This is a genomic window from Microcoleus sp. FACHB-1515 (assembly GCF_014696105.1).
In the GTDB taxonomy this organism is placed as follows: Bacteria; Cyanobacteriota; Cyanobacteriia; order Elainellales; family Elainellaceae; genus JAAUTJ01.
In genome coordinates this window covers 60280-82892 of sequence record NZ_JACJPO010000015.1, presented here as the reverse complement: position 1 = coordinate 82892, position 22613 = coordinate 60280, and the positions used below count along the sequence as shown (strand labels likewise).

The 22613-nt window shown below is 53.1% G+C and carries 22 protein-coding genes; 11 read left to right on the top strand and 11 right to left on the bottom strand.

Annotated features, from left to right (window positions below):
- The first annotated feature begins 50 nt into the window (after positions 1 to 50).
- Both H6F67_RS03795 and coaBC read left to right on the top strand, forming a co-directional pair.
- Entirely contained in the window at positions 51 to 263 is a 213-nt protein-coding gene (locus H6F67_RS03795; RefSeq protein WP_190763469.1) for a DUF2555 domain-containing protein, read from the top strand.
- A gap of 230 nt (positions 264 to 493) precedes the next feature.
- Positions 494 to 1708, top strand: coding sequence for a bifunctional phosphopantothenoylcysteine decarboxylase/phosphopantothenate--cysteine ligase CoaBC (gene coaBC / locus H6F67_RS03790; protein WP_190763467.1), 1215 nt, complete (start codon positions 494 to 496; stop codon positions 1706 to 1708).
- Positions 1709 to 1767: 59 nt separating this feature from the next.
- Here coaBC and H6F67_RS03785 read toward each other — a convergent pair whose 3' ends face one another.
- The 3 genes from H6F67_RS03785 to H6F67_RS03775 form a co-directional block, all read right to left on the bottom strand.
- Complete coding sequence (locus tag H6F67_RS03785; protein WP_190763465.1) at positions 1768 to 2058, bottom strand: YkvA family protein; 291 nt, start codon at positions 2056 to 2058, stop codon at positions 1768 to 1770.
- A 137-nt stretch (positions 2059 to 2195) separates the two neighbouring features.
- Complete coding sequence (locus tag H6F67_RS03780) at positions 2196 to 2957, bottom strand: RDD family protein (protein WP_190763463.1); 762 nt, start codon at positions 2955 to 2957, stop codon at positions 2196 to 2198.
- Positions 2958 to 2972: 15 nt separating this feature from the next.
- Complete coding sequence (locus H6F67_RS03775; protein ID WP_242020481.1) at positions 2973 to 3794, bottom strand: hypothetical protein; 822 nt, start codon at positions 3792 to 3794, stop codon at positions 2973 to 2975.
- A gap of 160 nt (positions 3795 to 3954) precedes the next feature.
- Between H6F67_RS03775 and H6F67_RS03770 the strand changes: the two genes are divergently transcribed.
- Positions 3955 to 4944: a stage II sporulation protein M gene (locus H6F67_RS03770; RefSeq protein WP_190763459.1), complete on the top strand. Its 990-nt coding sequence runs from the start codon at positions 3955 to 3957 to the stop codon at positions 4942 to 4944.
- A 9-nt stretch (positions 4945 to 4953) separates the two neighbouring features.
- Here the strand turns inward: H6F67_RS03770 and H6F67_RS03765 are convergent, their stop codons facing one another.
- The 3 genes from H6F67_RS03765 to H6F67_RS03755 all read right to left on the bottom strand — a co-directional run bounded on the left by H6F67_RS03765 (position 4954) and on the right by H6F67_RS03755 (position 7280).
- Positions 4954 to 5664, bottom strand: coding sequence for a GerMN domain-containing protein (locus H6F67_RS03765; RefSeq protein WP_190763457.1), 711 nt, complete (start codon positions 5662 to 5664; stop codon positions 4954 to 4956).
- 86 nt (positions 5665 to 5750) lie between these two features.
- Complete coding sequence (locus H6F67_RS03760) at positions 5751 to 6545, bottom strand: DUF2993 domain-containing protein (RefSeq protein ID WP_190763456.1); 795 nt, start codon at positions 6543 to 6545, stop codon at positions 5751 to 5753.
- Between the two features lie 552 nt (positions 6546 to 7097).
- The gene (locus H6F67_RS03755) at positions 7098 to 7280 is read right to left on the bottom strand and encodes a hypothetical protein (protein WP_190763454.1); all 183 of its coding nucleotides are present in this window, start codon (positions 7278 to 7280) and stop codon (positions 7098 to 7100) included.
- Between the two features lie 312 nt (positions 7281 to 7592).
- On the opposite strand from H6F67_RS03755, the gene pilM reads away from it, so the two are divergent.
- The 8 genes from pilM to H6F67_RS03715 all read left to right on the top strand — a co-directional run bounded on the left by pilM (position 7593) and on the right by H6F67_RS03715 (position 17511).
- On the top strand, positions 7593 to 8705 hold the full coding sequence (gene pilM, locus H6F67_RS03750) for a type IV pilus assembly protein PilM (RefSeq protein WP_190763451.1): 1113 nt from the start codon (positions 7593 to 7595) through the stop codon (positions 8703 to 8705).
- Between the two features lie 19 nt (positions 8706 to 8724).
- Positions 8725 to 9555, top strand: coding sequence for a PilN domain-containing protein (locus H6F67_RS03745; RefSeq protein ID WP_190763449.1), 831 nt, complete (start codon positions 8725 to 8727; stop codon positions 9553 to 9555).
- The gene (locus tag H6F67_RS03740) at positions 9552 to 10418 is read left to right on the top strand and encodes a hypothetical protein (RefSeq protein WP_190763447.1); all 867 of its coding nucleotides are present in this window, start codon (positions 9552 to 9554) and stop codon (positions 10416 to 10418) included. The genes H6F67_RS03745 and H6F67_RS03740 overlap by 4 nt, the downstream gene beginning before the upstream one ends.
- Positions 10419 to 10463: 45 nt before the next feature.
- The gene (locus H6F67_RS03735) at positions 10464 to 12806 is read left to right on the top strand and encodes an AMIN domain-containing protein (RefSeq protein ID WP_313926755.1); all 2343 of its coding nucleotides are present in this window, start codon (positions 10464 to 10466) and stop codon (positions 12804 to 12806) included.
- 69 nt (positions 12807 to 12875) lie between these two features.
- On the top strand, positions 12876 to 14636 hold the full coding sequence (locus H6F67_RS03730) for a hypothetical protein (RefSeq protein WP_206753882.1): 1761 nt from the start codon (positions 12876 to 12878) through the stop codon (positions 14634 to 14636).
- Between the two features lie 266 nt (positions 14637 to 14902).
- Complete coding sequence (locus H6F67_RS03725) at positions 14903 to 15181, top strand: HU family DNA-binding protein (protein WP_190763443.1); 279 nt, start codon at positions 14903 to 14905, stop codon at positions 15179 to 15181.
- 7 nt (positions 15182 to 15188) lie between these two features.
- Positions 15189 to 16298, top strand: coding sequence for a threonine-phosphate decarboxylase CobD (cobD, locus tag H6F67_RS03720; RefSeq protein ID WP_199304224.1), 1110 nt, complete (start codon positions 15189 to 15191; stop codon positions 16296 to 16298).
- Positions 16288 to 17511, top strand: a complete 1224-nt coding sequence (locus tag H6F67_RS03715) for an NAD(P)/FAD-dependent oxidoreductase (protein ID WP_190763441.1) — start codon at positions 16288 to 16290, stop codon at positions 17509 to 17511. Before cobD ends, H6F67_RS03715 begins: the two co-directional genes overlap by 11 nt.
- A 44-nt stretch (positions 17512 to 17555) precedes the next feature.
- Here H6F67_RS03715 and H6F67_RS03710 read toward each other — a convergent pair whose 3' ends face one another.
- The 5 genes from H6F67_RS03710 to H6F67_RS03690 form a co-directional block, all read right to left on the bottom strand.
- Positions 17556 to 17837 (bottom strand): DUF6679 family protein, encoded by a 282-nt coding sequence (locus tag H6F67_RS03710; protein ID WP_190763439.1) that lies wholly within the window; start codon positions 17835 to 17837, stop codon positions 17556 to 17558.
- A 104-nt stretch (positions 17838 to 17941) separates the two neighbouring features.
- Entirely contained in the window at positions 17942 to 19240 is a 1299-nt protein-coding gene (gene sbcD, locus H6F67_RS03705; RefSeq protein ID WP_190763438.1) for an exonuclease subunit SbcD, read from the bottom strand.
- Between the two features lie 78 nt (positions 19241 to 19318).
- Positions 19319 to 20089, bottom strand: coding sequence for a precorrin-4 C(11)-methyltransferase (gene cobM, locus H6F67_RS03700; RefSeq protein ID WP_190763436.1), 771 nt, complete (start codon positions 20087 to 20089; stop codon positions 19319 to 19321).
- 144 nt (positions 20090 to 20233) lie between these two features.
- Positions 20234 to 21106 (bottom strand): prolipoprotein diacylglyceryl transferase, encoded by an 873-nt coding sequence (gene lgt, locus H6F67_RS03695; protein ID WP_396797567.1) that lies wholly within the window; start codon positions 21104 to 21106, stop codon positions 20234 to 20236.
- 75 nt (positions 21107 to 21181) lie between these two features.
- Positions 21182 to 22591: an ATP-binding protein gene (locus H6F67_RS03690; RefSeq protein WP_242020480.1), complete on the bottom strand. Its 1410-nt coding sequence runs from the start codon at positions 22589 to 22591 to the stop codon at positions 21182 to 21184.
- Between the last annotated feature and the right edge of the window lie 22 nt (positions 22592 to 22613).

The window sequence follows — 22613 nt, the reverse complement described above, 5'->3', positions numbered from 1 at the left end:
CATAGATGATAAGTCGGAGGCATGATTGAACTAGGGGCGGTGGCAAAGACATGAAAACGCAAATTATTTCGGAACAGGAAGTCACGCAGATCACGATCGTCGAAGTGGCCGAAATTGCCCAGCGGCTCGATCGCGACGAATACACCAATCCGTTTGAAGGGTTAAACGACTGGCATCGACTGCGGGCGATCGCGTTTCGCCGTCCAGAACTGGTTGAGCCATACATGCACCTGCTGGATTTAGAAGCCTACGACGAAGCCTAGGGCGCGTTTTAACAGATCTCAAAGAAGAGGATTGTGTGATCGATCCCCCTGTCCCCTCAAAAAAGGGGACTTTGAGCGGTGGTTCGGCTCCCTCCTTTTTATGGGTTGGGGAGGCTCACTGCCTTTGAAAACACACTCTAGCCTTGTCAATTGGGCATAGCGCGAACGGAAGATTCGATCGCTCATAGCGACGCATTAAGATTGGATCTTCCGTTTCTCAATCGATTTTCATGTTGCGTAGACGCATTTTGATTGGCGTCGGCGGAGGCATCGCCGCTTACAAAGTTTGTCAGGTCGTTTCTCATCTGGCGCAGTCTGAGGCAGATGTGCGCGTCGTTATGACAGATGGAGCGGCGCAGTTTGTGACACCGCTGACCTTTGCAACGTTGAGCCGCCATTCTGCCTACAGCGATTCTGATTTTTGGCAGCCGCATCACGGAAAACCGCTGCATACGGAACTGGGCGAATGGGCGGAAGTGCTGGCGATCGCTCCGCTCACCGCAAACACGCTGGGCAAACTCGCCTACGGCATGGCCGACAATCTTTTAACCAACATTGTTCTTGCGTCCACCTGTCCAGTTTTGCTCGCGCCTGCCATGAACACGGATATGTGGCAGCAGCGATCGGTACAGCGCAATTGGGATTTACTGCTCGAAGATCCGCGCTATCACTCAACTGGGCCGGGAAGCGGATTGCTCGCGTGCGATCGCGTTGGTTCTGGTCGAATGGCGTCGCCGACTGAAATTCAGGCGCACCTCGAATCGCTGCTCTACGCGCAAGGACAGCGGGATTTGGCAGGAAAACACATTTTGATTAGCGCAGGTGGCACTCGCGAATTTCTGGATCCGGTGCGCTTCATTGGCAATCCGGCAACGGGGAAAATGGGCATCGCTTTGGCACAGGCGGCGCTGCATCGCGGAGCGCGAGTGACGCTGGTTCATGCTGCGGTTGCTGCCAAACTGCTTGCGATGATTCCCGACGCGCATCTGATTGAAGCAGACAGCGCGATCGAAATGCAGCAAACTTTAGAGCAGCAGTTCGATCATGCTGATTGGATCGTGATGGCTGCTGCGGTTGCGGATGTCCGTCCGGACACCTACAGCGCGGAGAAACTGCCCAAGCGATCGCTGCCCGCGAGCCTACCGCTTGCTTCAGTTCCCGATATTGTGGCGAACTTAAGCAAGCGCAAACGCCCGAATCAGCGCTTGATCGGCTTCGCAGCCCAAAGCGGTGACATCATCACGCCTGCTCTGGAAAAGCTGGAGCGCAAAAATCTTGATGCGATCGCCACTAATCCGATCGATTTGCCGAACAGCGGCTTTGGCAGCGATCGTAATCAAGCCGTCTTGCTCGATCGGCAAGGGCGCAAGGTGGCGATCGAACCATGCAGCAAGCTGGAAATGGCGCATCGGCTGTATGACTTTGTGCGATCGATCAAGCAATAAAAGAGGCAGAAGGATCACTTTTCCTCCTGCCTTTTCGCATTAATTTTCGATCGAGTCGTCTACACTTCCACCGCATTCACATCAACCGATTTGCCATCAGTCGTTTGGGCAGTTGTCTGGGTAGACTTGCCGGACTTCGCGCGAGCAAACAGCAGTTGTGACATTTCCGCCACCAAAGCCGTCACAATCACCGCATCATCAATCTGACCAATCACGGGAATTACATCGGGCAAAATATCGATCGGGCTGAGCAGATAGGCTACCGTTCCCAAAATCACCCACCAGCGATACTTCGGATTGCGAATTAGATTGCGATACCAGCCGTAAATTGCTTCAGCAGAAAAGTTCATTTCGATCGTCCTCAAGTTGATGCTTTTATTGTTGCAATGGTATCGATTGTGCACCAGTGCTGAGATCCGTCCTAGGTTTGGGGGCTAAACCGTCTAAAGCAAGATTTGGCGATCGCTGTAGCCGCAAATCCGATCGTTTATGACTGTTGCTGATAGGCCAGATAAACAGCTTCTAGAAATAATTCTGGATCGGTTACTTTATCAAAGTGAATGATGTCTTGCAACTGTTGGGCGAGACGCGAACAGAGTTCAGTTTGAGCTTGCACATTCATCTGCGATCGCTGCTGAAGATAGTTACGAATCACGGCAAAATCGTCGGGCTGTAGCTGATTAATATCGGCTTCAAGCAGCAATCGATCGGCCAGCATTCGTGCTGATTCTGAAATCCGAAAGTTTGCGGCGGCAACAGGTCTTTCTTCTTGAACAACGATCGTTCCGGCTGCCCAATCGCCGAGTCGTTTTTCGCGATTGGTAAACACAATCAGCAGCGCTCCAATAAACAGCAAATCATCGACAGGCCGCAAGAGCGATCGCATGGTGGCCTGCGACAGTCCGGCAGGTTTTCCATCTTCACGCACCACGCGAATTTTGGCGTAGCGCTTGCCTGGAGTTTGGCCGTGCCACAGCGTTTCAAAAAACACAAAATAGCCAACGTAAACCACAAAGGCTAACAGCAGAGCGATCGCGCCCAGCCAAAGCTGCGCCGCATTGTCATTCGGCAAAGAATACAGTAATCCGGTTGAAACGATGCCCCAGGCCAACAGCACCACCAGCAAAGAAGCGCCCCAAATCAAGTAGTCGATAAAGAGCGCTTGGGCGCGATTGCCAATGCCAGCCAGCGTCAATTCTAGTTCAACGCTTTCTGGCGTTTGCAGACGAATTTGATTGAAAAAGCGCATAGCAGCAAAGTAATTTTAGCGTTTGCGATCGCGCAGTTCCAATCCTAATCCTTCTCGGCGCGATCGAAGATCATAATAAATCACAGCTTTGATCACCTGCCAAAACGGAAGCAGCAGTGCGCCACACAAAATGCTCACCACAAAGAAGACAATCGAGAGAATGGCAATCAAGGCGCTTTCGGGATTTGCGGCTTGTGCGCCCTGAATCACAAAGCTGACAATTTGCAGCGGAACGTTGAGCAGCAGCGTGACGAGAAACGCCACGACAATGATCCATTGAATGCGACCCACTGAGCTTTCGGTTAAATCTGAACTGCGGCGAATTGCAGATGAAGCAGTCAGGTTGGGTTCAACAGCTAGCGGCACTTCGGTAATAATTAAGCGCGAATAATATCGAATGAAGAAAATGATGCCACCAACGAGCGCAGCAACTATCAAAAGTGCGCCGACAATTCCAAAGAGTGGAGCAACTGCTATTAGTGCGCCTGCAACAGCCAGCAGAATACCGATCGCAATTGCCAGCAAAAGATAGATTCCAATCAGCCGCAATCCGACTAATATTCCTGCTGCCAAGAAGCTCCACATGCGCGGATTGGTATGGTTGCGGGACTGCTCGTTACTTTCAGGTTGATTGATTAGTTCTTGAAAGGCAAGGCGCGAAATTTGACCGCTAATTGCAGAGTATTTTGCCCAGCCGTAAATTGGTACAATTAGCCACACATAAGCTAAGAGTGCAAGCTTGAAATACTGCTGCAAGTGCGATCGATAAATTCGGACTCCTGCGCTAACCACATTTCCAACACTCAGGGGGCCAAGTGAAGAAGATCCGGAACTCATTGACATTGGTGAATGTTCCTGAAATTGCTTGTTGATTTCGCTCGCTTTCTCATCAGCGAACCTGAACTGGAATGCTTGGTTTTGCTGTTGCGATCGCGGTATGACTCAAAATCGGTTGATGCTATCTTAGGCTAGGCGATCGTCGAACCCGAAAATTGTTATGAATGTTAAACGTTGGATTGCCCGCCGCGAGCCGAACTGGAAACAGCTTGACGCCCTGCTAACACAGGTCGAGAAAAAGGGGCTAAAGTCGCTACAAACTGAAGAGATTAAGCAGCTTGCCAGTTTGTATCGATCGATTTCTGCCGATCTCGCCCGCGCCCGCACGCATCAGGTGGGTGAAACGCTGATTCACGATTTGCAACTGCTCACAACCCGCAGCTACAGTCAGGTGTATCAAGGATCGCGCAGGCAAGAATGGGCGGCAGTCAAAGACTTTTACCGCTGGGGTTTGCCTGCTGTGGTGCGGCAGTCTTGGGCATACATTGCGATCGCCACTGCAATATTTGTGATCGCAAGCTTAATTGCCTGGTGGTTTTCGTGGCGCGATCCAAATTTTATGCCGTTGATTGTGCCCGAACGGTTAATTTCTCAGGTGCGTGACGATCGCGAACTGTGGATGGGATCGATCTTAGGAAATGAGCCAACCGCATCGAGTCAAATTATGGTGAATAACTTGGCAGTTTGCTTTCGGGCGATCGCGGGCGGCATGACGTTGGGACTGTTTACAATCTTTGTTTTATTTTTGAACGGATTGCTGATTGGGGCGATCGCTACGCTCGTGAGTCAAGGCAATTTGGCTTATCCGTTTTGGGCGTTTGTGTTTCCGCATGGCTCGCTGGAACTGCCTGCCATCTTCCTTTCGGGTGCAGCCGGATTGCTAATTGCCAGAGGCATTTTGTTTCCTGGCAAACTGCGCCGCAAAGATGCCGTTCGCGTTTATGGATTGCAGGCAGCCCAGCTTGTTTATGGAATTGTGCCGATGCTAATTGTTGCAGGCATCATTGAAGGATTTGTTTCACCCAATCCTGCCATTCCTGAAGCGATTCGCTATTTTATTGGAACGGCATTATTTCTTGCCCTCATTTTCTATTTCAACCTGCGACGCCCGACGCGATCGCAATCGATCGATTCTGAAATCGCAGGCTAACTTCGATCGCTACAGGACAAAATTCTCGTCAAAGCTTTGACGGGTCATCGGCTGATCGACGATGAGACCTTCGCCGCCCAGCACTTCGAGCGGTTCACCGTCAATCGAAATCCACACCTTTGCACCCGGATCGATCGTTGTGGCCGTATAAACGATTTGCCCCAGTCGTCCGCTCATCGACGTACTGCCGCCGCCCACTTTAAAGTCAGCCGACAAATCGACGTGAACGCCATCGGGTCGAATTTCAACGCTGCGTAGCTGCGTGCCTTGCGGAATCGTTGAGGCAGCATCGGAAGCAGGAGCATCGTTCAGCAAAGCTTCTAATGCCGATCGCAAGCGGGCTTCAGGCTGCTCGGCGGTCACGGCGATCGGAGCGGCAACTAATTTAAGCTGTCCGCCTTCGTCTTTGAGCCAGTAAACCTGAACGGTTTGTTCTGCTGTTGGGGCGGCAGGCGTAGCAGTTGGGGCAGTGGGCGACTGAGCGATGCCAGGTTCTGAAGAGGTTTGAGGCGCGGCAGGGGCAGGCGGTGCGATCGCCTGCGGACTGGGTGCAGTCGGACTGACGACAGGAGCGGGCGCTTTTGCGGAGTTCATCACCCACCAAGCTGTGCCGCTGCCGCCTGCCAGCGCGATCGCAGTCACAGCGGCAGCCAGGCTAAACGGCGATCGACGTAGCCAGCCGAAGCGAGGAGATGGCGAATCGGAATGTTGGTCTTGCATCGAAGGAACTCCTAACACGATCGAACTGTTAATTACAGCGATGCCACCTTTGATTCCTGAAATTGTAAACAGTTGCACGGTGGAAACTATCGCGCTGCGGTCAGAGGTTCGATCGCCGTTTGTCCTAGCAAATCTGATTCCGGTTCAATCCGCACAAAAGCCGCAAGCTCGATTCGTTCCTCGCTGATATTTAGTTGCAAAATGCGAGCAGTCAGGCCAGCTTCCTCGAAGTTTTGCAGATCAAAGCGCTGACTAATTCCGCTGGCAAATCCTTCGACAAGGCGATCGGGAATCGATTCGCCATTCAGCGTTGCGGTCGGTGAATCAAACTGCAATTGCCGACCTGCAACAACGCGAATTCCCGATCGCAAATCGATCGCTAGCTGCTCGGATGAATCTTCCTGCTGCAAAATTGCTCGCAGCCGAATTCGATCGCCTGCCAAAAGCTGAAGGCGCGGATTGCGAATTTGATATTCTGCGCCGCCCAGTTCGCCCAGGTTGAGATCGTTCAAAAGGTTGCGGATTCGCGGCGATCGCAACGCCTGCTCGATATCTGCTTCTGTTAACACGATTCGCACACCAGCCTGTAGCGGTTCTTTCAACTCCAGTTCATCACCGAGATCAACGGCGATCGGATCGGTTTCAACTTCGAGTGTGGCAATTCGCAACGGCTCGATCGACAAGCCGCTTCCGGCAATGCGGATGCGATCGACTCGGCCTTGCAGCAGTTGATAGGTTGGCCGATTATCCACACGAACCTGCAAATCTTCAACCGAGTCAAACTGCTGGCGAATTTGATTTTCGAGCAGGCGATCGCTGACAAAACCGACTGGAGCGACCAGGCCGATCAAAACAGAAAGCAAAATTGTCAAAAAGTCCATCTGCTCAACTCCCTAGCTGCTGCTGTGATCGCGTCATGCCGAATTTAACGTCAAGCTGGGTCAGAGGCATGATTCTGTCAAAGCATGATATTTCGTGCCCGGACGAAAAATTTGTACTGCACACCGATTCAATCAGCATTGGCTAAATTTCAATTCTAGACAACGCTTCAACACGGAATGAAATGTATGTTTTTTTACTTTAAGCAAAACTTTATGTTCGGGGACTTGCGTTCTTGTCCGCTCCAATCTAATTTCAGGTCAAAGATTCAGTTGCTCGCTTGCAACGAGTCGATTGCTTTTGATCGCTAATTGCAAGCAGCGATCGATCGCTCAATCCTGTAGATCGGTGGTGTTTTTCTAAGGCCAATCGCGATCGCTTGAGGCTGATTGGAAATGTTTTTCTCTTTTTTGCCAAAAAAATTGCAAATTGGGAAGATTGTTTGCGTCAATGTCCCTTATTTCTGCTAAATTTTGTCCAATTGTACTCATTTTGTAAAAAGAGTGGGTAATATTGCAGGTAAAATTAACTGTTTTTAAGGAGGAATAAAGTATTCATGCTGCCGCTGAATTGATCGATCGCCTGTGCCATTTGTCGCATCCGGTCGCTGCCCCCAATTCATCCGCCAAAGCAAACTGTTCGCCAAGCAAGAATCGATCGCCTTTTTGCTCTGACAAAATATTTTCTAGCAGCGGCGAAGCGCGATCGAAATGCAGTTGACCCAGTTTGCGACTCAATCAGCCGACACTATCACTACGGTCGGTCAGGCTTCGAGCCAAACGAGCAACGCTAGGACAGCGGCAGGGAAACGATCCGGACAAAACTTAAAGTAGTTAGCGGTTGCTGCGATCCCCGCTGGCGATTGCAAAACGAAGTCCCGGTGAAATCTGGCGGTGGATATTCACAAAGATCAAATCGATTGCGACTGAGCGATCGCAATCTTCGTTAGTTGAATTAAAGTGAGATACCATATCTGAGCATGATTTGCGAACGATAAGGTTTGAGTGCTTGCAGGTCGCTTTCCAATTTCTCAATGAGCGGACAAAACGGTGTTTAGCAGATTCAAAGGTCTGATTCCCAATCAAGCCAAAGGTGTCGGGATTGAACTCACGCCTGAGCGAGTCAATATCGCCCGACTCAAGCGCAAAGGCCAAGGCTTTCAGCTTGTGACGCTGGCCTCTGCCGAAGTGCCCGAAGGCGTCTTTCAAGAAGGGCAAATTCTCGATTCGGCAACGATGGCCGACATTTTGCAGTCCACAATGGCGGCGAGCAAACTCAAAGTCAAGCAGGCAGCAACGGCAATTCCGGGCGGGCGTGACACCGTGACGCGGATTATTCCGGTTCCGGCTGAACTGGACGATCGCGAACTGCGCGAAATGGTGCTGAACCAAGAGGCGGGTTTGTATTTGCCGTTTCCGCGTGAAGAAGCCGATGTGGACTATCAAAAACTCGGCTTTTTTGTGGATGATGACGGCATTGAGAAAGTGCAGGTGTTGCTCGTTGCCACGCGCAAAGAAGTCACCGATTCTTACATCAGCACGTTTCAGCAAGCAGGCATTAATATCAATATTTTGGAAATTAGCAGCTTTGCTTTGATTCGCACCATTCGCGAGCAACTCAGACAGTTCACGCCGCAAGAAGCCGCTGCGATCGTGGATATCGAATTTGAAAACACCGAAATTTCGATCGTTGTGGACGGCGTGCCGCAATTTTCGCGCACCGTTCCGATCGGAACCTACCAAATTCAAAGCGCCCTCAGCCGAGCGATGAATCTGCCGCCCTCGCGCAACACCGATTTGCTGCAAGGCATGACCGTTCCAATTACGCCAATGGACAGCGTGGGCGTGCCCAAAATGGGCGGTACGAATCCGGGAACGGCGGCAATGCTGCGAATTTTGGGCGAACTGGCCGACGAACTGCGCCGATCGATCGATTTCTATCTCAACCAAGGGGAAAATCTCGAAGTGGCGCAGTTGTTGCTGGCCGGACCGGGTGCATCGATCGGGCAGTTGGATGAATTTTTCTCGCAGCGGCTCAGTTTGCCTGCCAGTCAGGTCGATCCGATCGCGGCAATTTCACTGGAAACCGATCAGGAAATTGCGCCCACGCAGCGGCCAAGCTTGGCGGTTGTGCTGGGGCTGGGTTTGCGAGAGGCGTGGTAGTTCCAAAGAGAAAATCGTTATGTATAGTCTGGACATTAATTTCCTCAAAGACCGCACCGATCGCCCCGTCGAGTCGAGCTATGTGCCGACTCAGCAAGTGCGCCAAAATCAGCGTCCAGTTTATCTGGGCTTGGCGGCTGGCGTATTTCCGCTGGCGCTGGTTTTGGGAGCTTGGGCGTTTTTGAACTTCCGCAATAGCGAACTGCGAGCGGAAATTGCCGAGCTTGATACGCAGCTTGCCACCGTGCAGGCGCTGCAATCAGATGTGGATGCGATTAACGCGCAGGTGACCGCTCTGCAAACGGATTCGCAAGCCTTGGCAACCGTGTTCGATCGCATCAAACCCTGGTCGGCGATTTTGCAAGATATTCAAGGTCGAGTGCCCGCAGGCGTGCAGTTGTCGCAAGTTGAACAAACGCAAGAAGCCGCACCTGCTCCGGCTCCCACGCCCGAAGCGAGTCCCACGCCCACTGATGGCTCATCGCCTGCCGCTGCGCCTGCCGTTCCCGAACCGCCGCCTTCAACGATCGCCGTTGTCGGACAGGCGCGATCGTTTTCCGACGTGAATGACTTTTTGTTGACCTTGCAGCGATCGCCGTTTTTGCAAGCTGAAAACACGCGCTTGGTGTCTGCCACGCTGATCGACAACCCGACGCAAATTCAATTTGCCGATGAAAGCAATTCCGGTCAAATTCAAGTGACGCTGCCGCAGGTCGTGCAGTATCGCATCGAAAGTACGCTGACTGACCTTCCGGCTTCCGAACTGCTGCAAGACCTGGAGCGCAACTTGGCCGTTGGGCTGGCGGCTCGAATCGAAGCTTTGCGTAATAAAGGAGTATTAACCCCATGACGGCTGGCGACTACATTCCCCCTGGTGACGGCACGCTGGAGCAGCCAAATGTTCCCGTCGTCTTTGGCATTCGGATGACGCCTCCGGTCGTCGGTGTTCTGGCAGCACTGGCGGGTTTTGGGCTGGCGGCATTTTTGCTCACCCGACTGGTGCAACCCGCTTGGCAAGAAAATCAGGCGCTTCAGCAAGAAGCTGACACCAAGCGATCGCAACTGGTCGATCGCGCCGAAATTCAGCGCCGCCTTGATGAAGCCAGAGCCAACTTGCAGCGCGAACAGCAGCTAAACGCCGACGTGCGGACGCTGTTTGCCAACCAAGAAAGTCTCGATACGCTCTTGCTCGATATCAATGCGCGGGTGCAAGCGGTGAATGCGGGCATTCAAGACCCCGATCGCCGCGCCACGTTGTCCAAGTTCGATTTGAATGAGGAACAGTCGGGCGTTGTGACCGATGGTTCGCTGGGGCCAGAGATGAACAACCGCATCAACGCTCGCGTGTATGACGTGGAAATGAAAGGCAGCTACGCGCAGACCGAATCGATTATTCGCAACATCGAACGGTTGCAGCCGCTGCTGGTTGTGCGGAACTTCAACTCGCAGCTTGACTCGGCAACGCAGGCGATCCGCCTCAATTCGCAAGGCCGCCTGACGCCCACCGGACAGCCCGAAACAAGAATCACCACTTCGTTTCAACTGATCGGTTTAGTGCCGACCGACCCAACACCCGCAGCATCACCCGCCCCGGCAGACGGGACGGCTCCGGCTGATGGTACGGTGGCTCCGGCTGATGGTACGGCTCCCGCTGATGGCACGGTGGCTCCGGCAGACGGAACCGCATCGCCTGCTGCGTCTCCCGCGCCGTAGGCCACGTTCGATTCATCGCCTGGTAATGATAAGGAGGAGTGAACTGTGAAACGACTCGGACTTCAAAGCATGGTGGGCAGTGCGATCGCACTGTTTGCCGCGCAGCCCGCTTGGGCACAAGCCACACAGGTTACCGGAGTGCAGCTTAGCCCTGCCAACGGCGGCGTCAATTTGGTGCTGCAAACACAAGATGGCGATCGCCCGCAGGTGTTCACCGTCAGTCGCGGCAACGCTTTAATTGCCGATGTGGTGAATACGCAGCTACGTCTACCGCAGGGCAACGGCTTTTTGCAAAACAATCCGGCTCCCGGCATCAGCTCGGTCGTCGTCAACCAGCTTGACGAAAACAGCGTGCGGATTACGGTCAATGGCGAGGCAGGCGCTCCGGTTGGGCAAATCGGCCAGTCGGATGCGGGCGTTGTCCTCAGCCTTCTGCCCAGTTCTGGTGCTGCTGCGCCCAGTGCTGCCGTGCCTCCAGTTGGGCCACCCGCGCCCGCTGCTTTGCCCGAAGCGACGATCGCCCAAGCCCCACCTCCCGCTCAAGCACCTGCTCCGGCCATTCCGCCCCAAGTGCCCGCGCCCGATGTTCTTGTGCCCAACCCCGGAATCAGCATTGATGGTGTGCCGATTCCGGCTCCGTTGAATACGGGAGCTTATACACCCCCGCTTCAATCACGAGCGATCGCGCCGCCTTTGGGCGATATTGCCGTCTCGAACGTGGATGCGTCTTCAGAGGCGATCGATCTGGGCACGGGTGAATTGGTGCCGCGCTTGGTGCTGCGCGATGCGCCCGTTCGCGATGTGCTTTCGCTGCTGGCTCGCGCTGCCGGGTTAAACGTGGCCTACATCAGTCCAACTGTCGGCCAAGATGCTGCCGGAGGCGTAATCGATCCAGCTCAGGCAGGCGCAGCCGGACAAGGCGGCGACACGCGCATCTCGCTGGACATTGAGAACGAACCGGTGCAAAACGTGTTTAACTACGTGCTGCGGATTAGCGGACTGGAAGCAAATCGCCAAGGCCGCACGATCTTTGTGGGACCGCGCCTGCCGGATGCCGCCCGCAACGTGATCGCCCGCAGCTTGCGACTCAACCAGGTCAGCGTCAACGATGCCGCCAACGTGCTGACGGCGCAGGGAGCCGAAACGCAAATTCCGATTACCCGCGTTGAGATTCAAACAGTTGGCGAAGGAGCCGCCGCCCGAACGATCGAATTGCGAACACCAGAAATTTTGAACCTGCGAGCGACTCAGGGCAACGCACCACTGTTGCTGCAAGGCTTATCTGTCACGACCGATACGCGCCTCAACACGATCACCTTGATCGGGACACCGCGCCGAGTCGAGCTTGCTTCGGAAATCTTGGCGCAGCTTGATTTGCGCCAGCGTCAGGTTGCCGTCAACGTGCGGATTGTGGATGTCAACCTGCTGGCAACTGAAGATTTTGGCACCAGCTTTTCGTTTGGTGTGGGTGATGGCTTCTTTACCAGTGATGGCGGTGCGGCCAGCTTTAACTTTGGGGGCGTCAATCCGCCGAGTCAGGCGGATGTCACGGGCAGTCGGCTGAGTCCGCCAATTACCGCGACTCCGTTTCCGCCCGGTGTGGATGACGTGGAGCCGTTTATTGATCCAAACGACGATGCCGCCTTCAGCGACCCAGATTCGCAAGCTCGTCCGCCGTTTGGCACAGAAGACAATCCGTTCCTTCCAGGCATCACCGAGCAGCAAGAAGGCCAAACCACGTTTGGCCTACCGCAGCTTTTCCGCTATCCGACTCGCTTCTTAGCCAGCTTGCAGGCGCAGATCATCAGCGGCAACGCTAAGATTCTCACCGATCCGACCGTTGTGGTGCAAGAAGGCCAAGAAGCTGTTGTACGACTGACGCAGCAGGTTCCCATCAACATCATTACGACCTTTGATGATGAGACAGGGCGGGCCACAACGGAGCTTGCGCTAGATGAAGCGGGTGTCAGGTTATCTGTTCGAGTCGATCGCATTGATGACAATGGCTTTGTCACGCTTACGCTTATTCCTAGGGTTACTTCGATCGCCGACACCCGCGAATTTCAAGACACCCAGATTAATCTGCTGGCAGTGCGAGAACTCAACTCAGGCCGCATCCGAGTTCGCGACGGCCAAACGCTGATCCTTTCGGGCATCATCCAGGAGCGCGACCAAACCACCGTCACCAAAATTCCGATCTTGGGCGACATTCCCCTTTTGGGTGCGCTCTTCAGAAGCACCGAGCGCGAAAATCAGCGCAACGAGGTGATCATTCTGCTGACGCCGCAGATTTTGGACGACAGCGATCGCGCCGTGTTTGGCTACAGCTACACGCCCGGGCGCGAAACGCAACAAATTCTCGATCGCGGCACGACGCGCGGCCAGTAGTTTTTTGCTAACCCCGGAAGGAGGCAATTGATTGCGTCCTTCCGGCTTTTGTTTTTTCCAACCTTTCCTATGTCTCATCGCATTTCCAAACGCGATTTAATGCGTTCGTCCATTGGCAACAGCCCCCTGGCTCGATCGTCCAACCCGCGCATCACTCGGCAAGATTTGCAAAACGCTCAGCGGCTTCGGGTTTCGTCCAACCGGAGAACTGTTGTATCCGGTGATGTGGGACCGACCGATCGCAACGATCTGTTTCGCTTTTTCGTCTCCGAGCGCAGCCAGTTTCTCCTCACAATCCGGCGCGGCAATCGCAACATCAACACCACAATTCTCAATCAACGAGGCAGAACTTCGATCGCTCAGATCACTACCTCTGGCCCTCGCGAAGACACAATATTTAATTCTAATTTGTCGCGTGGAGTTTACTACGTCCGCGTGTTCTCGCGGTTGGGCAGAACCAACTATCGGCTAACCGTGTCTGTCCGACCCAACAACATCGGCGGCAACATTGGCGATGATGGCGGTGTGGGTGGCGGTGGAACCGATCCCACCCCGACTGAAGCAACTCAGCTTTTTCGCAACATCAATCCGGGTTCTGCCGATTCAGATCCAACCGATCTCACGGTGAACGGCAATGCGCTCTACTTTGCCGCAAACAACGGCCTCAACGGAGACGAACTGTTTCGCATCAACCAAGGCAGCAACACCACCCAGCAGATCATCATCAACCGCACACCAGGCGAAGACTCCGCGCCGCGAGATTTTGTCAGCCTGAACAATTCGCTTTTTTTTTCGGCAAGCGACGGGGTAACGACCGGACGACAACTGTTTCGGATCGCCAATAATGCCAACACCGCAACCAGAGTGAGCAGCATCAATCTAACTGGCGATGGTGCAAATCCGACTGGATTGACGGTGTTTAACAATCTGGTGTTTTTTGCTGCGGATGGCGTAGACGGACGCGAACTCTATCGCAGCGACGGCACAACGCAGGGCACGTTCCGCGTGGCTGACATCAATCCGGGCATTGATGACTCCAACCCAACCGATTTTGCCGTTGTTGGAAATCGACTCTATTTCGCCGCCGATAACGGCCTCAACGGGCGCGAACTTTACAGCACCGACGGCACACAAAACGGAACGCGCTTGGAAGCCGACATCAACACTGGTGGCACAGGCATTAATGCAGACAGTTCGATTCCAACTGATTTGGTGAATTTGAACAATGTGCTGTACTTTGCGGCCACCGGAGACGGCACGATCGGGCGGCAACTGTGGCGATTTGATCCGGCTGTGGGACTCAATTCGCTGCGTGAACCTGTCTCCGAAATCTTGAATGGCGCAGCCGGAGCGAGTCCGGGAACCGACTTCACGCCGCTCACCGCCGACGATCCCGCCTCGATTAACACCTTCCTTGCCGATCGCACCAATCGCCGCAGCGCGATCGTCGCGGTGGGCAACGAACTGTATTTTGCCGCTACCAGCAGCCTCTTGAGGCGACAACTTTACCGCAGTGACGGCACAACCGAGGGCACGGAGATTGCCGCCAGCCTCAGCATCGGAGGCAACTCGCTCGATCCCACTAATCTCACCAACATCAACGGTGTCCTGTATTTTGCGGGAACCTCGCAATTGTTCGGGACAGAACTCTACCGCTTTAATCCGGCCACTGCTCAGCCCAACTCGCAACCGGAGCTGATCAGCAACATCAATCCGGGCAGCGATGATTCCGATCCCAGCGATTTCGTGTTGTTTGGCAACAATGTCGTGTTTGCTGCAACCTCGCCAACCTTTGGACGCGAACTGCGGATTTTCACGCCAACGACCTGATTGCTAAGTAGAAGTACTGATTTTGGCAGGCGATCTGGTGCAAAATCCAAAAAAATACTTCAAGAACTTCTTTACAGATTATTAATTCAAGATTTTGGCGTTCCATATCTGCTAACTTGCCCTTAGAATAGAGCATTGAAAATTCGAGTCTGAGGGAGTTTCAGCGATCTCGCCCAAAGATTCCCGCTCGAACAAATTGCGATCGATCTCGTTAAGAGATTTAAGTTAGACTCATTCAATTCATCCTCTACGCTCAGGAGCGTGTTATGAACAAAGGTGATTTGGTCGATAAGGTTGCAGAAAAAGCAAATGTCACGAAAAAACAAGCAGACGCCGTGCTGACTGCCGCTTTGGAAGCGATCATGGAAGCCGTTTCTGCCGAAGAAAAAGTGACACTGGTGGGATTTGGTTCGTTTGAGCCGCGCAAGCGCAAAGCTCGCGAAGGCCGCAACCCCAAAACCGGGGAGCCGATGGAAATTCCTGAAACGATCGTGCCCGCCTTCTCTGCTGGCAAACTGTTCAAAGAAAAAGTTTCATCAAGCTAAGTTGCGATTGCCTCTACCTTCCGTGCGACCTGTGCATGGGGGGAATCTCGCTTGGGCAGCTCAGCTTGCCCAGTGTCCCCCCTCTGTCATTTTGGATTTTTCGGCCAGCATCAATCCGCTGGGGCCACCTGCCTCTGCCCTGGATGCGATCGCCTCGCATCTCACGGATCTGTGCCACTACCCCGATCCTCGCTATACGGAACTGCGGCGATCGATCGCCCAGTTTCACTCAATTTCTCCCGACTGGATTCTTCCCGGCAACGGCGCAGCCGAACTGCTCACCTGGTCTTGCCGCGAACTGGCGACTCTACCGCAGACACATCGACTGGTTCCGGCCTTTGGTGACTATGGCCGCGCGCTCGATGCGTTTGGCGCTCAAACTGTAGACTGGCCGATCCCCCTCCGGGATGGCTGCGCGATACCGGAGCGGGAGCGCTGCGCGATCACACAGAATCGATTGATCCCCATTCCTGCAACCGCAACGGGCGGCTTGCTGCTCAACAATCCGCACAATCCCACAGGCCAACTGTTCAGCGTCGCGCAAATTCTGCCGCTGCTCGATCAGTTTGCGCTTGTCGTGATCGATGAAGCGTTCATGGATTTTTTGCCGCCTGCCGAGCAGGAAAGCCTGATCGATCGCGTAGCGGATTTTCCCAATCTGGTGATTTTGCGATCGCTCACCAAGTTCTACAGTCTGCCCGGACTGCGGCTCGGCTATGCGATCGCCCATCCCGATCGCCTCAAGCGCTGGCAGCAGTGGCGCGATCCTTGGGCGGTGAACGTCTTGGCCGCCGCTGTGGGCGAAGTCGTTCTTCAAGATGTGGAGTTTCAGCAAAAAACTTGGAACTGGCTGAAGCTGGCGCGATCGCAACTCTTCGACGGCTTTCAGCAGCTTGGACTCAATCCTTTTCCAGGCGCGGCAAATTTTCTGCTGGTTGAGTGCGAAGCGAGCGTGGAACTTCAGCGGCAACTGTTGCAGCAGCATCGCATTTTGATTCGCGACTGCCTCAGTTTTGCCCAACTGGGCGATCGCTTCTTTCGCGTTGCCGTCCGCACCGAACCAGAAAATCAACGCTTGATCGACGGCTTAGCCGCAATTTTTCAGCATGGCGGTTGACTACGATCTGGTGATTTTGGGCGGCAGCAGTGTAGGCCGATTGGCTGCACTCAAAGCCGCCCAACTGCGATCGCGCGTCGCCTTGATCGAGCCTGCGCGATCGACCTCGCCCGATTTTCTGCCGCTGTTTTATCAGCAGTGGCGGCAAGGCGCAGATCTGGCAGTGGCGCGATCGCGAGCCGCCAGTTTCACTGAAAAGCGATCGATCGCTTTTCTTGCCACACAAGGTGTGGATGTCTGCATCGGTCAGGCAGAATTTCAGCCGCCGCTTATGGTTGTGGCGGATGGGCGGAAGTTTCGATCGCGCACCTATTTACTCGCGCCTGCTTCTCAACCTGTCGATCGCTTGTCGATTGAATCGATCGCTGCGGGTCATCTGCCGACGGAAAAAATCACGCTAATTGGCAGCAGTCCGATCGCGCTGGAACTCAGTCAGATCTTGAGTCGATCGATCGAGGTGACGCTTTATCTGCCGCGACCGCTAGCGGGAACAGACGCCGAAACGTTTCGGCTGTTGCGATCGTACCTGGAAGCGGAAGGTGTGCGAATCGAAACTGATCCGCCAAGTGCTCAGGCATTCTCGCTCGATCAACTGCCGCAGCTTTCCTCGCTGAATCTGGCAGCGGCAGGCGTTGAAGTGCGATCGAACCTGATTCCCGTCAATGCGCGACTGCAAACGTCTAATCCGCGAATTTACGCTTGTGGTGAAGCGCTGGGCGGCTACGAATTGCCGCATTTGGCCGAAGTGGAAGCGCAGATCGCGATCGAAAATGCGCTCTTTTGGCCGCGCCGCAGCATCCGCTACGCCCAAATTCCCTGGACAATTCAGACGACGCCGGAACTCGCGCAGGTTGGCTTCACAGAGCGACAGGCGCGACGGCAATATGGCCGCAAGGTCAGCGTTGTCCGACAGAGGTATGGATCGATCGATCGCGCCACAATTTCCGGCGAACCGATCGGCCTGTGCAAATTAATCTTGAAACCGGATGGCAAGATTTTGGGAGCGCATTTGTTTGGCGCAAACGCGAGTGAAACGATCGTCCCGATTGCGCTTGCCCTTCAGCAAAATCTTTCGATTCAAGATTTGGGAGCGATCGCGCCTCATGCCACTTGGGGCGAAATTTTGTCTGAGGCCACGCAGCAGTGGCAGCGCGATCGCCGCCCAAATTGGCAGCGAGAATCGATCGAGCGCTGGTTCGACTGGCGCAGGTAGAAGGAGTGTCGGAAAGTCGATCGCAGTTTCCGACACTCAATCTCCTACTCCTGCTCTAGCAAATTCTTCAGCCGATTTTTAATTGCGCTCACCTGAGCATCTTGCTTGGGCAGCGTTAGCAGCTTGATATCGATTTCAGAAATGTTGTCGATGCGCGTCGTTTTTTCCCACAGGCGCTTTTCGTTTTCGACTTCGTGTTCGTAACGAAACGTTACAGAATCGTCAGTAACATCGAGAATTTGGGCATTGCGAATCCAGCTACTCGTGCTTTTCACATAGAGCCAGACATGCGGTTGACCAATTAGGTCGCGGAGCTTTTCTTTCATGGTGAGGAGAGGAACAGGTCGCAAAGGACGTTCCTACCACTGTAAGGGTTTTGCAACATTAAGGCAATCTCTATCTTGAGATAGATGCTGCAAACCGCTAGAATCTACAGCAAGCGGAGTTGAGCATCCTGGACAGCCTCGCCACTCCGCAAGCTCGTTCCCTCCACCATTTCCTCCTCCAGCCACTCCATCGGTTCACGTGCTATCAGTGCTTGGGCTGCTGTGATCATGTCCTGCGCGATGTCCTGCAATTCCGTTTGATGCGTTAAATAGGCTGACAGCGCTTCCATCGGCTCGATGTTGCTGCTCGAAAGTTCTGGCAATCGCGGGCGAGCAAGCTGACTGACCAATTCTGGGTGAATTGTATAGGTGTGCGCGGCGGCAAGCAGTTCATGCAGCACAGTGTTATCCATCTGCGGCAGTTGGTCGGCTCGCACCTGATAGATCAAGCGGATGACCGCATCCTCGATCGATTCCGCTAAAAGTCCCGCCACCAATGCCGCCTGCGGATCGTCTGCCTTGGAAACATCGATGCGTAAAGTGCGAAATTGGCGCGTTGGGATCGGGCAAAATTCCAGTTCGGTTTGGCCGCGATCGACCTTCACCAGAACAAATCCTTTTTCCTCCGCTTCCTCGCTGAAATCCACCCGCTCAATGCTGCCCGGATAAACGACATAGGGCTGTTCGCACAAAATCTGGTGACGATGCACATGACCCAAGGCAACGTAATCAAAATTCGATCGCGTCAGCAAAGCCATCGGCACGGTAAAGCCTTTGCCAGCGGCGAGAAATCGCTCTGCACCAAATCGCGCCGTGTCCGTCATCAGGTGGCCGAGCAGCACAGTCGGCAAAGCGGGATCAAGCTGACGAACTTCACCTTCCAGGGCAATGCGGAGGCGATCGATCAGCAGTTCATTCACCTGCGCGAGCGACAAATTTTCGGTTTCCGGGCGCGTCAGCAGCGTCGATTTGGTCAGCCAGGGCAGCGTGATAATTTGAATTTCACCCGATCGCGTCGAAATTTTGTGCGTGTCGAGTCGATCGCCCACAATCACGCCCGGAACGCCCAAGGTTCGATAGATACACAAGCTTGCGCCGCCTTGCCCTTGCGAATGCTGATCGTGATTTCCGACCAGCAAAACAGTGGGAATTTCAGCATCCACCAAGCGGCGAAACTGACGGGCAAAGGCTTGTTGAATGTAGGGCGCAGGCGTGGCATCAGGAAAAGCATCGCCGCCGAACAAAACTAGATCGACCGCTTCGGAAATGGCGCGATCGATACATAAACTCAGGGCATCGATAAAATCTTCCAGTCGCGTATTCCATCCGGTTTCAGGATTGATGCGGCCATGCGAAAAACCGCTGCCCAAATGAATATCCGAAAGGTGAAGAATTTTAATCATTCTATTCGGCGATCGCTGCTATTTCAGTATGCAGCTTGATTCGATCGATCGCGTCAAAACTGCCTGAAAAAAGCAATTTTAATTCGATCGAAACAAATGTGAATGGTCGGGATTGTAGAGGCGCGACCTTGCCGCAGTTGCCGAAAGTGCCGGACTAATTAAATACATCGTGGTGCGAATCAGTTGTTCGCGTCGCGACAGTTCTGCCATTTCTGAAAGCGGCACGACCCAAATTTTTTCATCCGGCCAGCCGACTCGGAAGCAAATAGCGACGGGCGTATCCGCAGCGTAATGTTCCAGCAGTTTTGCCTGTGCGTCTTCAATGTGGCGAGCGCTGAGGTAGAGACACAAGCTAGCGCGATGGGCAGCCAGCGAACCCAGTTCTTCGCTAGAGGGAACCTGCGTACGCCCGCTGATTCGCGTCAGAATAATGGTCTGCACCAGTTCGGGAACCGTCAGTTCAACTTTCAATTTGGCGGCGGCAGCTTGGAAAGCGCTGATCCCCGGAATCACCTCAAACGGAATCTCCGCTTCGCTCAGCATAGTCATCTGCTCGTGAACCGCGCCATACAAGCAGGGATCGCCCGAATGCAGGCGGATGACGGATTTTCCACCTCGGACGCGATCGACCATGATCGGCAAAATTTCTTCCAGCGTTTTGTTCGCCGTGCGAATCACCTCGGCATCCGATCGCACGATATGCAGAATCGATCGCGGCACGAGCGAATCGGCAAACAAAATCACGTCCGCCTGAGACAGCAACCGCTGCGCCTTGACGGTGAGCAGTTCCGGGTCGCCGGGACCTGCTCCAACAATGTACACAGCGGGCGCGAGGGCATCGATCGACATCAATTTGACTCCTGTATTCTCGATCTCAATAACGGGAAAAATCTTTCCATTCTTTCCGGATGGCGCGGCTAGTTTGGGTAGAAGGGAATGGTAGATGCACCCTGATTTCAACCCCGGAGTTCACGCTCTGGGGTTTTTTTTGCTTTAAACTTTGGTTCTTGGGGCGGCATTTGTTGTATCAGTTTGTGGAGAGACAACGTCAGGGAGCGATCGCCCCAACCGATACAGCCAAAACAGGCCAAACAGCCCGATCGCAATTTGCACCAAGCTAACAACTTGAGCAATTCGCAAGAACCCCAGCATCAAGCTATCGGTTCGCAGTCCTTCGATCCAAAAACGACCGCTGCTGTAGGCAATTAAATAAGACAGAAACAGCGTGCCGACTTTTAGTCGTCCGGGATGACGCAAGCCCCAGAAAAACAGCCAAATGAGTAGGGCAAATACGCCGATGTTCCACAGCGATTCATACAGAAACGTGGGGTGAAAATAGGCGAACTGTTCGTATCCGGGCGGACGGCGATCGGCAGGAATAAACAATTTCCAGGGCAGATCGCTCGGACGACCAAACGCTTCGGAGTTGAAGAAATTTCCCCAGCGTCCGATCGCCTGTCCCAAAATCAGCGAGGGCGCAACCAGATCGGTTAGCTGCCAAAAAGAAATTTTCTGGACGCGAGCAAAAATTAAAGCGGCAATCAGTCCGCCCAAAATCGCGCCGTGAATTGCAATGCCGCCCTTCCAAATTGCAATAATGTCTTGCGGATTTTGCGCGTAGCTTTGCCACTCAAACAGCACGTAATACAGCCTTGCACAAGGAATTGCCCCGACGACTAGCCAGATTGCCAAATCGCCCAACAGCTCAGGATTGACGTTGCGCCGCTTGGCGAGTTCTTGCGACAGCCACACGCCAACCAGCACGGCAGACGCAATCAGCACTCCATACCAGCGGATTGTAATTGGGCCAATCTCGTAAATAATTGGCCCCGGTGAGGTAAATTCGGCCAGCATCATCTGAAGCATCAACCTAAGGCGATCGCGTCGCCCCAGCAAGGATCAGCTTGATTGTACCGATTTTGCGATCGAAAAGGGTTGCGACTAAATCAGGCCGCGATCGCTTTTGTGCGGACAAGCAATTTGAACTGTAAAGCGCGTCCCTTCCCCAACGTTACTTTCAACCCAAATGCTGCCGTTTTGCAGTTCTAAGCATTTCTTCACAACAGCCAATCCTAGTCCACTGCCCGGAATGTTCTCGACATTTTGACCGCGATAAAAAGGAGTGAAAATGTGGGTACGATCGATCGGCAAAATGCCAATTCCTTGATCTTGAATTTCAAACTCAACTTTCTCTTGTTCACAGTACAATTTCAAGGAAATCACTCCATCAACAAGAGAATATTTCATTGCATTCAGCAGTAAGTTACTCAAAATTGAATAAAGTAATTTTTCATCTAGATAAACTCGTCCGCATTTTCCTCGACTGGTAAAATGTAGTTTTTGATCGCCGGAATTAGAAGATTGAATATCATCCAGCAAGTTCAAGCAAAATGCTTCAACATCTATCCATTCTGGCTGATATTCCAGCTTACCTGCTTCGGCTCTGGTCAACGTTAGGATATCAGTAATCAATCGATTCATCAGCTTGGCAGAAGTTTGAATTCGATACAGATTTTTAAGCTGACTCTGTTCAATCTTTGGCTCCAATATTTCTGCTAAAAGTTGCGAAGAGGCAAGAATGACGCTCAGCGGTGTGCGAAACTCGTGCGAAATCATCGAGAATAAGCGTAACTTAAGCTGACTGAGTTCTTGTTCTTGCGCCAGTGTTTGTTCGAGTGCCTGTAGCTTCTGACGCCGCTTGAGTGCCCAGTAAAAGATGATGACCATGCCACAGGTCACGATTAGGCTTAGGAGACTGGCGATGCGTTCGATCGACGATCGAATCTGAATATTTGCTTGTGCTTGTTCAAGTGAAGCTTGGAGTTGCTGATTTTCTGTATCTTTGATTTCAGCTAGCAGCGTTTGAATTTGCTCTCGAAGCTGCACACTGTAATCTGTAATTGAATTTTGAGTCTGCATGGCTGCTGCCGATCGCTCGCGCTGATAGAGATCGATCGACTGCTGAAATAATTCGATTCGTCGGGCTGAAAGTTCATCAATTCGATCGATGCGCTGCTGTTGCGCTCGATCGAGATTCGTAAGCTGTTGAAGCTGATTGAGTTCGGCTTTCATTTCCTGCACGGCGACTCGATGTCGGTTTAATTCTTCTGGTCTTCCAGAGAAAATATAGCCACGTCGCCCGGATTCCGCGACGCTCATTGCTGCATAAAAATCGGTTAGATCTCTTAATATGTTGTAGGTCGATCGCACCTGATTGGCGTTCTCGACAAGCTGTGTAGTATTTTTAGGAGACATCAGGTTGACAGCACCCAGCAGGAGCAAGATGACTCCCAAACTGCCTGCCAGTAATTTTTCTTCAAGTGCGCCTTTCATCCAAGGACACATCAACATGAAATAACTTTTTAATCGTGAC